The organism is Bifidobacterium longum subsp. longum JCM 1217, from assembly GCF_000196555.1.
Lineage (GTDB): Bacteria > Actinomycetota > Actinomycetes > Actinomycetales > Bifidobacteriaceae > Bifidobacterium > Bifidobacterium longum.
In genome coordinates this window covers 196274-210451 of record NC_015067.1, presented here as the reverse complement: position 1 = coordinate 210451, position 14178 = coordinate 196274, and the positions used below count along the sequence as shown (strand labels likewise).

The following is a 14178-nucleotide window of genomic DNA, read 5'->3' as shown; positions in this document are numbered from 1 at the left end:
CTTGGCACGGAGGAATCGCGAGCAGGGGTAAGAGAACCGATCAGGCGGGCTAAGCTGCCTTGATTCTCACAACTCCACGGTTTCTTTGCCAGGGTCATCTTTAATGTGCGCAAACTTGGCGGCCAAGGCCTCCTTGTTGCGCTTTTCGTCTTCTTCCTTGGCCTTCTTCTTGGCTTCGTCCGGGTTCCAGAGCACATCGTCGCGGTGCTTGGTCCATTCGGCACCGGCCAGCGGGGCAATGTATTCGGCGGTGGCGGTCAGGGTGTCACCGGCATTGGCACGCGTATCAATCAGATCAAGAATCTGCTGGTCGGTCAGGCAGATGCGCGGAATCGAGCACTGCTCACGTAATTCGTTGACGTACAGCAGAATCGGCAACGTTACGATGGCGGTGGCCCGGGCCTCGTCAGCAACATCAGCGGCATCAGCAACAGCCGGACCAACCAAGCCAACCGTCTCGGCATGCCCGCTCACCACGTTCAGCAGCGCATCGCATACGGCGAGCGCGGTGGCGAAACGGACGGCCACATCAGCCGGCTCGCCGGAAGCCGCCAAACGTCCGCCAGCCTCGGCATCGGCCTCAACCTGAGCCTCCACGGAGACAACCGTCTCACGGACTGCGGCCTCGACATGCGAATCCCAGTCAACACCTAAAGCTTCGGCGGCATCGAAAATCAGCTGCACATCGCCGGATTCCGAGTAACCGGCCATCGTATCGTAGGCGTCATTGGCAGCAAGCAGCGTGTCTACGATGCTTTGCGGACGGCCAGGAATCTCATCGGCCCCCTCGTAGACGAATTCGGCGTCAGGCATCGTAACATCCTGACCGGTGAGAATGCGTGCGAACGCGTGCGTGACACGCACCTGCAGGTTCTCCGCATACTTGGCGTCATTGTCCATCTGCATGGCTTCGGTCAGCGGCCACAGGCTAATTAGCGCCGAGCCGGCTTCAGCGGCCTCAGCTACCCCCGGCAATGCCGCGATCCGTGCGATTGCCTCACGATTGAGTTCAATGGTCATTCATGCTCCTCTGCGTTCACCACTTGATTGTAGTGCGTCCCATTGGCTCCCTCTGAGGGGAGCCCAGATTGTAGCTCAGCTATTCACCAGTGTGCCGTTACTTGACGTTGGCTGCTGGGTCGACATACGTGATTGACATCACACGGCCGGTTTCGTTGTCGTACGTCACCGAGGTCACGGAGGCGAGCGCCGTGTGCCGCAGGAACATCCAGTGCTCGGGGTGGCCGGTCTCCAGATAATGGCGATAACTGAAAATCGGCGATTCGTGGCTGACCACCACAATCTGTTCGCCGGGGTGTTGGGCGACCTTCTCGCGTGCGAAATCATCCATGCGCTGCGCAATGTGCTGATAGGATTCGCCCCAACTCGGCTTGTACAGGTTGGTGACCAGTTTCCAATTGCCGTTCTTCCACAACGCGCCTTCGCCATGGCCGATACGCTTGCCGCGGAACTCGTTGCCGGCCTCAATCACTCGCTCATCGGCGGTGAGCATGAGCGGGGCTTCGCCTCGGGCCTCGCGCACGGGATTCAACGCGTCAAGAATCGCGTCGGCGGTCTCGCGCGTGCGGTCCAGGGGAGACGAATACACCGCGGAAATCGTATTGGTCTGAGGGCTATTGGCCAGATAGGCGGCGGTGGCCTGTGCCATACGCCGGCCAAGATCGGAGAGATGGAAGTCGGGCAGCCGCTCATAGAGCAGATGGTCAGGGTTGTAGACCTTGCCGTGGCGAACGAAGTGGATGGTGGTTGCGCTCATGAGCCGCCTTTCTTTTTATTCCTACGGGCATCTTGCGATGTTCGCCGAAGAACATGAGAACGTTGTCTTAATATCTCCAATCTACCGCGTGTCGCGCCCTAACCAACGATTAGAGTATCCGTGACGCAAATATGCGAATAGGGAAATCCAACGCAAACTTTGCGCGACCATGGACAACACATCATTCGATGAGGGCTTCGCCGGCAACGCCACGTCAGCGGGGAACATCCAATCGGGAGCGGAAAGGAGCGTAGTGCTGTTATGTCCAACAACCTGTCCAACTCGAACACCATTATGGCTGGCATCAAGGAAGTGGGTCACAAAGTTTTTGGTGGGTATGCGGAGTTGCTGCGCATACCTCATACCGCTCGTTATTCCATCGGTTCGGTGATTGCCTGCATGCCGTTCCCGATGGTGGGCATGACCATCACCATTTCCGTGCAGCATTACTACGGCAACTACTCGCTGGCAGGTATGCTCACCGCCATTCAGGCGATTGCACTGGCCGTGGCCACGCCGCTGCTCGGCAAGCTGACCGACAAGTTCGGCCAGCGGCAGGTTTCGATTCCAACGATTCTGGTGTGGATTGTCGCCGCCGTCGCGCTGACCACATCCATCACCAATCGTGCGCCGGAATGGGTGCTGTACTGTTTGACGCCGTTCCTGGCAGCTATTCCGCCGTGGGGCGCGATGAGCCGCGCGCGCTGGACCAAAATCCTGAAGGGCGATCAGGAGCGTACCAACCGTGCGCTCTCCCTGTGCGGCGTGCTGGACGAATGCATGTGGGTAATCGGCAATCCACTGGCTTCCACACTGGCCGTGATCTCCGGTCTGCTGGCATTCTCGTTCACCGGCATGTGCGTGGTGGTGGGCGCGCTGATGTTCTTGACCGAGCTGACCACTGAGCCACCGTCACAGACTCAGCTGGCCCGCGCTGAGGGCATTTCCCGCAAGGAATACCGTGAGCGCGAGGCGGCTCGAGCCGAAGCGTTGAAGGTGGAGACCGCAGCCGAGGAGACTCGCCGCCGTCTTGAGCGCGAAGGCGTGACCGATGAGGCCACGATTAACGCCGCCATTGAGCAGGCGGTCGCCGATGCGCGTTCCGGCAAGAAGGCGTCCATCTGGGGACCGGGTCTGATTGCGGTATGCGTCACCTGGTTCGGCTTGGGCGCGTTCCAGTCGGCTACAGGCATCTCGATCATCGCATTCGCCACCGAGTCGAATATGAAGCAGTACACGGGCTTTGTATTCGCCTGCTTCTCCATCAGCTCGTTGATGGGCGCCTTGGTGTACGGCGCGAAGAACTGGTCGATTGCCCTGTGGAAGCGCTTCTACTTCTGCCTGGCCGTGGTGAACATCGGCATCAGCACGTTCCTGTTCGCCAAGCATCTGTGGGTGATTATGATCATCTACCTGATCATCGGCGTGTGCCAGGCTCCGACGTGGATTAACGGCAACCAGCTCATGCTGCACTTGGTGCCGCCTTCCCGCCTGACCGAAGGCATGGCGTGGATGGGTGCGATGAATTCTATCGGCTCCTCCGCCGGTTCGGCGATTGCCGGCCAGTTCATCGACCGCATGGGCTCGCATGGCGGCTTCATGGTGGTGACCACTTTGGCACTGGTCTCGCTGGTGATTGCGCTGATTGGCTTCAAGCAGATCAAGGGCTCCACCGAGCAGCCGACCTTGACTGAAGTGAGTGTGTGAGACAAAAGCTAAGCCCCCTCTGACGAGGGGGCTTATACGTCAAAACGCTACTTCGGCCAGCCTTTGGGCGTGTGTTCCAGGGACCAGATGCCGAGCTTGTGGGAGAAGCTGTTCTGCCACTTGGCTTCAAGCTCCTCGGCATTCAGTCGATTTTCAGCGGACTTCAGACGGTTCATCGCATTGGTGTGCGTATCGTCGAGCAGCCACTTGCGAATCAAGAAGTTCCAGATCATTACCACGGCAGTGGCCACCAACTTGCCGATATTGGTGCGCAACAGATATTCGGCATGCTGCGATACATAGGCATCATGGTTCATGCCATAAGTGGAAATCCAGATAATCGCGTCATTCATGAACAGACCGACTACAGCGCCCGCCACGAAGATAAGAATCTCCATCCAGCGCGCCATGTCATCACGATGCTTGAATACGAATTTCATGCTCGCCAGATAGTTGAAAATCAGCGAGATGATGAAAGAGACGGTGGCAGCCAGCACGTTGTGCATGTGGAATATGCCAACCAATAGGTTGAGAATACCCCAGTCGATAACAAAGGCGATGACGCCCACAATGCCGAACTTCATCAGTTGTTCAATCAGTTTTCTCACAAGGGTATTCAACACTATTGGGCTGACTGCGGAACATATATTGGCTGGAAAGGCCAATAATCTCCCCAAATTGGCCTTGCCCCGGTCCGTTCTGCAAGCAGCTTCCTACATCCGCATGCCATGTTCAACAGCAACCGCTGAGGCTAGACTGGAAGCGAACCGAATCAAGGAGGAATTATGCCCGTTATTCACACTCATGTGTCCGTGCCCACCACCCCTGAGCAGCGCGAGGCGTTGAAGGCTGCCTATGGCAAGGCGATTACCGCCGTGCCGGGCAAGTCCGAGGGCTGGCTAATGTGCCCGTTCGAGGACAATATGCCGATTTACTTCGGTGGTAGCGATGACCAGCCCGCCGCCTATGTGGAAGTCAACGTGTTCGGCCGCTCTGTGCCGGGCTCTGCTTGGGAAAAGCTGACCGAGAGCATTATGGCCGCGCTGAACTCCACGCTCGGCATTCCCGAGGACCGCACCTACATCCGTTACACCGCCACCACCGACTGGGGCTGGAATGGTAGCAACTTCTAGTTTGCGTATTCTGGCTCCCCTCAGTCAGCTTCGCTGGCAGCTCCCCTCAAAGAGGGAAGCTCAGATGTAGAAAGCCCGCCGGCGGCGGGCTTTCTACGTTTCAAGGGGCTGATTTCCAACATTCAGAAGCTCTACTAGCGTTTCAAGGGGCTTTTAAAACAAGAAACCCGGAGTATAAACATTGCAATTTCAATGGTCATACTCCGGGTTTCGCAATCGAAGAGCCCCTCGAAACGCAGATAGACCTCCGGAAAACCGGAAATCCGCCCCTCGAAAGCGAGTTACCTCACCTTGTGCCTGTCATCACACGATCTTGGGCATGGGGGTGGTGAGGCTGGTGGTCAGGTTGACGTGGACCAGACCGGCACCGGCATGCACCTCGACCTTCTTCAGGGTCACGGTGCGCTCTTCTTCGGGGGCACGGTCGTTGTCGGTCATGGTCGCCGGGGACTTGACCGCCACGAACGCCAGATCGTCCAGCGAGATGCCTGCGCTCTGGCACAGTTCCATGGCCTCGGACACGGACTCGGTGAAGCCCGGTTTGTAAATCACGCGCTCGGCCGGTACGCCGTAGGCGTTCTCGGCCACCCACTTGGCGTTCTCGGTCAGGGCCATGCCCTTGTGCGAGTACGGTTCGGCCGGCATGGAGCCGTTCTGCAACGCGTCGACGAAACCGTCAAGCTGCGGGGCCAGCGCCTCGCCGCCGTCGCGGAACAGGTTGCCGATGATCGGCGTGCGGAAGCCCAGCTCGTCGGCGGTGGCCTTCAGGGACGGAACCTGATCGTCCTCGCCTTCCCACAGGTTGATGAGCGGGAAGGTCGGAATGTCCAGGTTCTCCAGGCGCTGCACGTGGAACGGGTAGCGCCAGGCCAGCTCGGGATCGTCGCGCCAGGTGGAGGCACGGGTCACCACGATGGCGGCGGACGGCCACTGCGCGCCGTATTCGCGGCAGGCGATGTCCAGCCACTTCTGGGCGCCGGCGTCGGTGCCGTAGCCGGCCTCGACGATGACCACGTCATGCAGGGCGCAGGCCATTTCCACGGAGACCAACGTCGGAATGCCGATGGACACGTTGGCGAACGGGCCACCGTGCACGTAGACCGGTGATCCGTTCACGGTTTCGGTCTTGGCCGGCTTGACCGCGTCGGCCAAAATGCCAGTGATACGCCACAGGTCCACGAATTCGCCGAAGGTCACGGCCTTGCCGTCCTTGGTGCCGGCGATCATCTTGGACACGCGCTCGGAAATCTCGTCCATCGAGCGGGAGAGCACCACAATCTGCATGAGCTCGCAGGTCGGCGTGAGCACGACCTTCTCCGGCACGTTGCCCTTGCCGTAGTCCACAGCGGTGGAGCGCAGGGAGCGACTCGGAACCTCGGAGACACGCGGCACGAGAATCGTGTCGAGCTTGCCGTCATCGATGGCCTTCTCGGCGAAGGAGACGAGCAGGTTCTGGGCCGCCTCGATGGCGCCCATTTCGCCGCACAGACCCCAGTCGATGAGCTCGGGGTGGGTCAGGGAAGCCTTGCCGCCGCCGGAGGCACCGCCCTTGGAACCGGCTGCGGTGATGCCCATGCTCGGCTGACGCAGCACGGCGGTCGCATCAATGCCGCGCTTGTTCAGAGCGTCGATCAGGGCGATGGTCGTGGTGGTCTTGCCTTCTCCGCGCGATGCCTTGAGCGGCGTATCGGCGGTGACGAGCACCACCTTGCCGTGCTTGCGCGGGGCGTCAGGGTTCTCGGCCAGGTACTTCATGTAGCCGAATGCGTCGATCTTCTGGACCAGACCGTACTGGCTGGTGAAGTCTTCGATGGTGGTCATATAAAGCCTTTCTGTGTTTGTGTGATGGGGCGGGGTGGTGGGGCGGCAGTCGCCGCCTCTTCGCCTAAAAACAGCCCACTGGGCTGTTTTCTTAACGGCTCAGCCCCTCAGGGAGGGGAGCTCAATACGGACTAAAAGTCGGACATGTGGAAGCCGTTCTTCATTTCCATGCTGCGAGTGTACAGCACGGAGTCAAGCAGCTTTTCGGTTTCCTCCTTGAGCTGGTCGGCCATGGTCTGGTTGGCGGCGGCGAGAATCTCGCGCACCTCGGGGTTACGCAGCGCGGCGATGGTCTCGTCCGGGGTCATCGGCTGCACATCGCCATCCACGTTGTCGGCCTCAAATTCCTCTTCAGCGGCGGACTGCGCGGCTTCCTCGGCGGCCGTCAAGCCCAGACGGGCGATCTGCTCGTCGGTGGCGGCGACCAAGCGGTGGCCCATCGCACCGGTCTTCTCCTGGTAGCGCTCAACGGCGTTGGACGTGGAGCGGAAGGCGCCATCGCACAGGGCGGCGATGATGCGGTTGGCCCAGTAGAAGTTCTCGGACGTCACGCGGGTAGTGGTGTCCTCAAGGTAGGCGGGCGTGGTGTCCACGTTCGGGAAGAACGGTACCAGCGTGTTGAACGGGTTGGAGCCGTATGCCATCCACTGGATGGCGCGGGAGGCCTGCGGGCGGTACGGGCGGATCTGCATCACCGCGAGCTGGCTCTGGCGGTTGATGCCGATCGTGCGGTACATGTGGCGGGTGCGCTCATCGCCCAGCTGGCCGTACGGATCGAACGGGGTGCCCTGGTAGTGGGAGCTCAGCACGTACTTGATATCCTCGATGGTCACCTTGCGCTCAGGCTGACGGGCCCACGGGATGTCGTCGGAGGTGGGCTTGTGGTCGGCGTCCGGGCCGTCCCACACCTCGTCGTACGGGTTGAGGAAGCGCTGCATGTACCAGGCGCGCGGGGTGTTGTACACGTGGTCGGAGTCGGAGTGGGAGCCGAAGGCATCGCGCGGGTTGAACGGGGTAGTGTTCTCCACCGCGAGGTCCAAATGGTTGGTTTCGATGAATTCGGCAAGGTCTTCGGAACACATGTGCGCTTCCTGGTCACCCAGAGCGTCCTCAAGGTCGAATTCGTCGATACCGAGCTGGTTCGGCATGGTCACGTAGGCCTCGTCCGGCACGCGCTTGGCAATCCAGTGATGGCCGCCCACAGTTTCCAGCCACCAGATTTCGTTGGAGTCGGAGAAGGCGACGCCATTCATCTCGTAGGTGCCGAATTCCTCAAGCAGCGCGCCGAGGCGCTGGACGCCCTCGCGTGCGGTCTTGACATACGGCAGCACGATGGTCAGGAAGTCCTCTTCGCCGATGCCGCCGGGCACCTCGGGCTCATCGCCCTTGGCCGGCGTGTATTCCACGAACGGGTCGGCGCCGAGCACGCGCTCGTTGGTGGTCAGGGTTTCGGTGGCGCTCATCGCCACGTTCGCCTCGTTGACGCCGGCCTCGCCCCAAATACCTTCCTTGAGGTCCGCGTTCGGCACGGCGGTGTACTGCAGCGGGTCGTCCGGCAGGGTGATGGTTAGGTGGGAGATCACCGACTTGTATTCGCGCGGCTGTTCCTCCGGCTTCACGACGATGAAGCGCTTCGGGTTGAACTCGCCGTTCGCGGAATCCTCGTTGCGGGCGATGATGGTCGAGCCGTCATAGCTCGCGTCTTTACCTACCAGAATCGTGGTGCAGGCCATAGTGTGATGGTGTCCTTTCTTTGTTGTGGTCACGCTCCCACTGGCGGGAGCTGGACGACGAAGTCGGACTGAAGGTGGTTTTGTACTGACCCACCCCCAGTCAGTGATGCTGACAGCCCCCGCCTGCGGGGGCTCATGTGGCTCACGCCTTGCCGGTCAGGAAGATGCCGTCGGTGTCGGGCACTTCACCGCTGTTGCGCAGCGCGTGCAACAGCTCGTTGAGCCAGAAGCCCTGATTCAAGCCGGGCAACGGCTTCTTGGTGGCCCACACCTGCAGGTAGTACTCATGATCCTTGTCCGGCGGCTGCGGACCGTTGTACCGCATGATCACCGCCGGGTCAGTGCTGCGGCCCAAGAACTTGGAGGCCGAGGAGTTGCACCCCTGCACGGTCTCGGGAATCATGGCCGGCAGCTGACGGGAGAAGTCCGGCGGGATGGCCAACGCATGCGAATCATTGAAGTCGTACATCAGCGCATCAATCGGCAGATTGGCCACGGACCAGTGAATCCACTCGAAGCCGCAGACCGGAATCGAATCCGGGTCCACGAACTCCCAGTGCAGGTAGCGGGCCTCGGGATCCACATCATCGATGTAGAACGGGAAGGAGACCACAGGCACGCCACCATTGAAATATTCAGGGGCCGCAGCCTTGGCGAAATCGTCCGGGATGACGGTGAAATCGGCGGAAATCTTCATACGTCCCAGTATCGCTCATATGTGTGACGTACTGGGGGCTGTGCGTTACGGGGTCTCTCCCCCAGTCTCGCTACGCTCGACAGCCCCCACTCATCAGAGGGGGGCTAGTTGCGTCGGGTTATGGGATCAGGGCGCAGAAGAGGGACTCGAATACCAGTAGCGGGTTGCCGTTGCCGGCTAGGCGCTTGCGGGCGTGGGCCACTTCGTCCAGACGGGTCACGGCACCGGCCCGGTTCAACCGCACCGACAATTCGGTGATCGACGAGCGGTTCTCCAGGTTGATGAGGCCCACCGAATCCTCCGCATTGTTCTGCAGCACCGCCACATCTCGGTAGATGGAGGCGATGGAGTTCAGCGCACGATCCAATACGTCGCGCGTACGGCGGGTGACCAAACGCTTCACATCGTCTTTCTTGGCAATCTGGTTGAATGCGCCACGCAGTTTCGGCGGGATGCGGTCGCTCGGTGCCAGTCCGTTGATGCGGCGGAATTCCGCTTCCTGACCGGCGGTGATGCGGTTCGCGTCTGCCTCGGCCTGGGCCTTGGCATTGTCGATAAGATTGCCGGCCAACAACACTGCATCCGAGGCACGGGCCAGATTCAGCACACCGACCACAAGTTCATCGCGGTCGGACATAACCCGTTCGTCGGTGGCGTACAACTTGGCGATGCCGATATGGCCTTCGGCGAGTCGGGCCGCACGCTGCGCCACTTTTGGCTCGACATTGGTGGTGGAGGTCAGGAATCCGGCCACCGCCTGGGTGGAGGGCACGGCGAGGTTCACGATGCGTGTGCGCGAGCGGATGGTGGGCAGCACGTCCTGGGCGCTGGGCGCGCACAGTAGCCAGATGCAATGCTCGGCCGGCTCCTCAATCTCTTTCAAGAGCACGTTGGTGGTGCGCTCAAGCATGCGATCCACGTCTTCGATGATGATGATGCGCCACGGTGCGGTGGCGGGCATCTGCTCGGAGGTAGTGATGATCTCACGCACCTGATCGATACCAATAGTCACCTTGTTCGTGGTCAGCACCGTGACATCCGGATGCGTGCCGGCAAGCACCTGCTGGGTGACGCGCGTGGGCTCAGCGCTCATGCCGTGATCCGGGCTTTCCAGCGCCGCCGCGAATGCTCGGGCCATGTTGGAACGGCCCGATCCGGGAGGTCCACAGATCAGCCACGACTGGGTGATCTGGCTCGGGTCGCCCTGCGCGATACGACTGAGCATGTCGATTACCGGCTTTTGGCCGACTAGTGAATCCCATACGCTCATGCGAGCTCCTTGATGTCGGATTCGATGGCAGCCCATACCGCTTCAATGCTCTGGCTCGCATCGATAACGCGGAAACGATTCGGCTCGGCGGCGGCCAAGTCCAAGAAGGCCTGGCGGGTGCGGGACTGGAAGTCATCACCGGCCGATTCCATACGGTCTTCCGCGTGTTCGAGGCGATGGTGGGACAGGGCTGGGTCCATATCCAGCAAATACGTGCGGTCGGGCAGCAGGTTGTTGGTGGCCCACATGCTTAAGGATCGAATCTCTTCTGGCGTGAGTTCGCGGCCACCGGCCTGATAGGCCAAGGAAGAGTCTAAATAGCGGTCGGTGATCACCACTTCACCGCGCTCCAATGCCGGGCGGATGGTTTCGGCAACGTGCTGGGCTCGGTCTGCAGCGAATAGCAGCGCCTCGGCGCGCGGTGCGATGTCGACTGCGCCCCCATCCACACCGTGCAACAGCAGTTGGCGAATGGCCTTGCCTAACGCAGTGCCTCCCGGCTCACGGGTAACGACCACGGTACGCCCCTGAGCCTCAAGATACGCATGCAGCCGCTCGACTTGCGTGGTCTTGCCCACGCCATCGACACCTTCAAACGAAACAAACAGACCGCTCATGCTATTGACCTTAGCGTTAGGCGCAGAGTTGCGCCCAACAGGCAGTTAAACCAGCTCTACCTCCGTTTCAAGGGGCTGATTTGGTCTTTTCTGAAGGTCTACTTCCGTTTCGAGGGGCTGTTGCCCAAGTAGACAACGTTCCAAAACGGCGGAATGACGTTGGCGCGGAGCCGTTCATACTCGTGGTTCAGCAGATGACCAGCCCCTTGAAACGCAAGTAGATATTCTCAAAACGAGAAATCAGCCCCTTGAAACGCAAGTAGAGCAATAATTCCGCTCAGCCACGCTTGGGAATTACGGCGGGGCGCTCGTAGCCCTCGTTGGCGGTCAGCCAGTCGACGTCCTTTTTCACAGTGGCGGGGGTGGAACCGAGTTTTTCGGCGATGCGCTGGTTGGACCAGCCCTTGTTCGCCAACTTCTTGACTTCGGCACGGCGTTCGGCGCGCTTGGCCTCCTGCGCCGAAACCGCAGCCGAGGTACCGCCCTTCTTGCCCTTGCCGGCAACGGCCTTGGCGCCACCAGCACGCCCAGCACCGCGACGGCCACGGGTGGAGGGACCAGCCGCACGCTTTTCGGCGAGCAGTCGGAAGGCGTCATCAGGGGTGATGGATTCAGGCGTGTACTGACGCGGCACCGTGCGGTTGGTCTCGCCATCGGTGATGTACGCGCCGAAACGGCCGTCCTTGATGGTCACGTTCTTGCCGGTGTTCGGGTCCTTGCCCAAATCACGCAGCGGCGGCTTGGCGGCACCACGGCCACGCCCGCGGCCGTACTTGGGCTGCGAGAACAGTTCTTTGGCCTTGTCGATATCGACCGTGAAGATCTCGTCTTCCGAGGCCAGCGAGCGGGTCTCCGACTTGCCGTCGGCACCCGTCTTGGTCAGGTAGGGGCCGTAGCGACCGTTGTTGGCGGCCACCGTGCATTCGGATACCTCGCCGGTTTCGGCGTTGGTTTCCTCGTATGTGCCCACTTCGCGCGGCAGGCTCAGCAGCTTTAGCGCGTCTTCCAGCGACAGCGATTCAGGGCTCATCGTCTTGAACAACGAGGCCATCTTCGGGCGCGACGCGGCGGCGGCCGCGGCCTTCTTCGAACCCTTCTTGGCCGCAGAAGCACCAGCAGTATCGCCAGCAGCGCCAGCCGAAGCCTCAGCCGGCGGCACCAACGCCACATACGGGCCGAAACGCCCATTGCGCACCTCGACGGTACCGCCGGATACCGGATCAACGCCCAGCTCGCGCGGTCCACCGGAGTGGTTGTCGATCAAATCGCGGGCCACGGCCACCGTCAGCTCATCCGGCGCGATGGTGTCCGGCAGAGACGCGCGCTTCGGGTTGCCTTCGGCGTCCAGATGCTCCATGTCTTCCAGATACGGGCCGTAACGGCCGACGCGCACGTGCAGGCCGTCGCCGATGTCGATGGTGTTGATGGCGCGCGCGTCGATCTCGCCGAGCTGCGCGACCTGCTGTTGCAGGCCTTCGTGCGCCTCGTCGGCGTTGCGGGCGGCGCCCTCGCCGGAACCGAAGTAGAAGTGGGTGAGCCAGTCGCGGCCGGATTCCTCGCCGTGGGCGATGCGGTCAAGGCCGTTTTCCATCTCGGCGGTGAACTGGTAGTCGACCAGCTTGGGGAAGTTCGTCTCGAGCAACTTGGTCACGGAGAAGGCGAGCCAGCTGGGGATCAGCGCACGGCCACGCTCGTATACGTAACCGCGATCCATGATTGTGGAGATAATGCTCGCGTAAGTGGACGGGCGACCGATCTCCTTGGCTTCCAGCGTCTTGACCAGCGTGGCCTCGGTGTAGCGGGCCGGCGGCTGGGTTTCATGGCCGTCCGGTTCGATGTCGCTTGCCTCGACCTGCTGGCCGACGCTCATCGGCGGCAGGGAGGTGTTGGATTCGGAGGCGTCACCCCTGACGGCCTTGGCGTCCGTCTTGCCGGCGGCAGCAGCCTGGTCCGAGCCAGCCCCAGCGCCGGGAGCGGCGGCCTTGGGCTTGCGCCCCTCCCCCGTGGCCTTCATAAAGCCGGGGAATTCGATGACGGTGCCGGACGCCTGGAACACGGCCTCGCCCTCGGTGGGGCCGGCCGGCGCAGACAGGCGCACGGTGGCGGTGGAACCGGTGGCGTCAGCCATCTGGCAGGCAAGCGTGCGCTGCCAGATCAGCGTGTATAGGCGCAGCTGGTCGCCGGGAAGTTTGGAAGCCAGCTCGTCCGGGTCGTGGAAGCGCGAGCCCGCCGGGCGAATACACTCGTGGGCTTCCTGCGCGCCAGCGGTTTTGGTGGCGTACTGCTTGGGCTCGGCGGAGAGGAACTTGTCGCCGAAATGGTAGGAGACGGCGTTGCGGGCGGCGGTGATGCCCTCCTGCGACAGCGTCACCGAATCGGTTCGCATATAGGTGATGTAGCCGTTCTCGTACAGGCTTTGGGCCGCGCGCATCACGGCGCGAGCACCCATGCCGAGGCGATTGCCGGCGGTCTGCTGCAGGGTCGAGGTGGTGAACGGCGGCTGCGGGCGGCGGCGGTACGGCTTGGTTTCCATCGACATCACAGTGAAATCGGCGGTCCTCAGCGCTTCAGCCACGGCAGTGGCACCAGCCTCATCAAGCTGGCGAACGTTCGCCGCGAACCCGTCCGGGGTCAGCTGGCCGTCGGCACCGAAATCCTTGGAGCCGGCGAGTCGCTTGCCGCCGAGCGCGATCATGCGGGCGGAGAATTCGGCACGCTCCCCCAGCGCGTCAGGCGCGGACAGCGTGGCGACGATATCCCAGTACGGTGCGCGCTTGAACGCCATGCGTTCGCGCTCGCGTTCCACGATCAGGCGGGTGGCCACGGACTGCACGCGGCCGGCGGACAGGCCTGGGCCCACCTTGCGCCACAGCACCGGCGACAGCTCATAGCCGTACAGACGGTCGAGGATGCGGCGGGTCTCCTGTGCGTCGACCATATTGCCATCCACATCGCGCGTGTTGTTCAGGGAGGCGTTGATGGCGTTCTTGGTGATCTCGTGGAACACCATGCGCTTGACCGGCACCTCGGGTTTCAAGGTCTGCACCAAGTGCCACGCGATGGCCTCGCCCTCGCGATCCTCATCAGTCGCCAGATAGAGTTCATCGGCGTTCTTCAGGGCCGATTTGAGTTCGCTGACCGTACGCTTCTTGTCGCCGTCGACAATGTAATACGGCTTGAACCCGTCGTTGACGTCCACGCCGAACTTGCCGAACTTGGCCTTGTCTGCCGCGGGCACCTGGCTGGGCTGCGCGAGGTCTCGGATATGGCCGACCGACGCCATGACGGTGTACCCCTTGCCCAGGTAGTCACCGATCTTGTGGGCCTTGGTCGGAGACTCCACAATCACCAGTTTGGTAGCCATACCCACTCCTTATGTATTGCGCGAAACACACGACGTTTCTGGCGTCATAATACTCATGA

11 protein-coding genes are annotated in these 14178 nt (G+C 61.4%); 2 read left to right on the top strand and 9 right to left on the bottom strand.

Features of this window, described 5'->3' with window-relative positions:
- Positions 1-66 precede the first annotated feature (66 nt).
- On the bottom strand, positions 67-1020 hold the full coding sequence (locus BLLJ_RS00835) for a hypothetical protein (protein ID WP_007054699.1): 954 nt from the start codon (positions 1018-1020) through the stop codon (positions 67-69).
- 97 nt (positions 1021-1117) lie between these two features.
- Entirely contained in the window at positions 1118-1777 is a 660-nt protein-coding gene (locus BLLJ_RS00830) for a histidine phosphatase family protein (RefSeq protein ID WP_007051596.1), read from the bottom strand.
- A 261-nt stretch (positions 1778-2038) separates the two neighbouring features.
- Here BLLJ_RS00830 and BLLJ_RS00825 point away from each other — a divergent pair, with 261 nt between their 5' ends.
- Positions 2039-3484: an MFS transporter gene (locus BLLJ_RS00825; RefSeq protein ID WP_007054697.1), complete on the top strand. Its 1446-nt coding sequence runs from the start codon at positions 2039-2041 to the stop codon at positions 3482-3484.
- Between the two features lie 47 nt (positions 3485-3531).
- Here BLLJ_RS00825 and BLLJ_RS00820 read toward each other — a convergent pair whose 3' ends face one another.
- Positions 3532-4068: a GtrA family protein gene (locus tag BLLJ_RS00820; protein ID WP_007051598.1), complete on the bottom strand. Its 537-nt coding sequence runs from the start codon at positions 4066-4068 to the stop codon at positions 3532-3534.
- A gap of 201 nt (positions 4069-4269) precedes the next feature.
- Here BLLJ_RS00820 and BLLJ_RS00815 point away from each other — a divergent pair, with 201 nt between their 5' ends.
- A complete protein-coding gene (locus tag BLLJ_RS00815; protein WP_013582339.1) occupies positions 4270-4617 on the top strand; it encodes a phenylpyruvate tautomerase MIF-related protein in 348 nt (115 codons plus the stop codon).
- A 303-nt stretch (positions 4618-4920) separates the two neighbouring features.
- Here BLLJ_RS00815 and BLLJ_RS00810 read toward each other — a convergent pair whose 3' ends face one another.
- The 6 genes from BLLJ_RS00810 to topA form a co-directional block, all read right to left on the bottom strand.
- Positions 4921-6438 carry a formate--tetrahydrofolate ligase gene (locus BLLJ_RS00810; RefSeq protein ID WP_007055561.1) on the bottom strand — a complete coding sequence of 506 codons (1518 nt, stop codon included), beginning with the start codon at positions 6436-6438 and terminating at the stop codon, positions 4921-4923.
- A gap of 131 nt (positions 6439-6569) precedes the next feature.
- Complete coding sequence (locus BLLJ_RS00805) at positions 6570-8171, bottom strand: C69 family dipeptidase (protein WP_007051601.1); 1602 nt, start codon at positions 8169-8171, stop codon at positions 6570-6572.
- Between the two features lie 142 nt (positions 8172-8313).
- A complete protein-coding gene (locus BLLJ_RS00800) occupies positions 8314-8868 on the bottom strand; it encodes a YbhB/YbcL family Raf kinase inhibitor-like protein (RefSeq protein ID WP_007057741.1) in 555 nt (184 codons plus the stop codon).
- A 118-nt stretch (positions 8869-8986) separates the two neighbouring features.
- Positions 8987-10138: a DNA polymerase III subunit delta' gene (locus BLLJ_RS00795; RefSeq protein WP_007051603.1), complete on the bottom strand. Its 1152-nt coding sequence runs from the start codon at positions 10136-10138 to the stop codon at positions 8987-8989.
- Entirely contained in the window at positions 10135-10755 is a 621-nt protein-coding gene (gene tmk, locus BLLJ_RS00790) for a dTMP kinase (RefSeq protein ID WP_007055528.1), read from the bottom strand. The genes BLLJ_RS00795 and tmk overlap by 4 nt, the downstream gene beginning before the upstream one ends.
- Positions 10756-11032: 277 nt before the next feature.
- Complete coding sequence (gene topA / locus BLLJ_RS00785; protein ID WP_013582338.1) at positions 11033-14119, bottom strand: type I DNA topoisomerase; 3087 nt, start codon at positions 14117-14119, stop codon at positions 11033-11035.
- Positions 14120-14178 lie beyond the last annotated feature (59 nt).

Excerpts from the sequence above, each read along its gene's own strand:
- BLLJ_RS00835 (WP_007054699.1), bottom strand. The coding sequence starts at position 1,020 with ATGACCATTGAACTCAATCGTGAGGCAATCGCACGGATCGCGGCATTG.
- BLLJ_RS00800 (WP_007057741.1), bottom strand. The coding sequence starts at position 8,868 with ATGAAGATTTCCGCCGATTTCACCGTCATCCCGGACGATTTCGCCAAG.
- BLLJ_RS00825 (WP_007054697.1), top strand. The coding sequence starts at position 2,039 with ATGTCCAACAACCTGTCCAACTCGAACACCATTATGGCTGGCATCAAG.
- tmk (WP_007055528.1), bottom strand. The coding sequence starts at position 10,755 with ATGAGCGGTCTGTTTGTTTCGTTTGAAGGTGTCGATGGCGTGGGCAAG.
- BLLJ_RS00810 (WP_007055561.1), bottom strand. The coding sequence starts at position 6,438 with ATGACCACCATCGAAGACTTCACCAGCCAGTACGGTCTGGTCCAGAAG.
- BLLJ_RS00795 (WP_007051603.1), bottom strand. The coding sequence starts at position 10,138 with ATGAGCGTATGGGATTCACTAGTCGGCCAAAAGCCGGTAATCGACATG.
- topA (WP_013582338.1), bottom strand. The coding sequence starts at position 14,119 with ATGGCTACCAAACTGGTGATTGTGGAGTCTCCGACCAAGGCCCACAAG.
- BLLJ_RS00820 (WP_007051598.1), bottom strand. The coding sequence starts at position 4,068 with ATGAAGTTCGGCATTGTGGGCGTCATCGCCTTTGTTATCGACTGGGGT.
- BLLJ_RS00830 (WP_007051596.1), bottom strand. The coding sequence starts at position 1,777 with ATGAGCGCAACCACCATCCACTTCGTTCGCCACGGCAAGGTCTACAAC.
- BLLJ_RS00805 (WP_007051601.1), bottom strand. The coding sequence starts at position 8,171 with ATGGCCTGCACCACGATTCTGGTAGGTAAAGACGCGAGCTATGACGGC.
- BLLJ_RS00815 (WP_013582339.1), top strand. The coding sequence starts at position 4,270 with ATGCCCGTTATTCACACTCATGTGTCCGTGCCCACCACCCCTGAGCAG.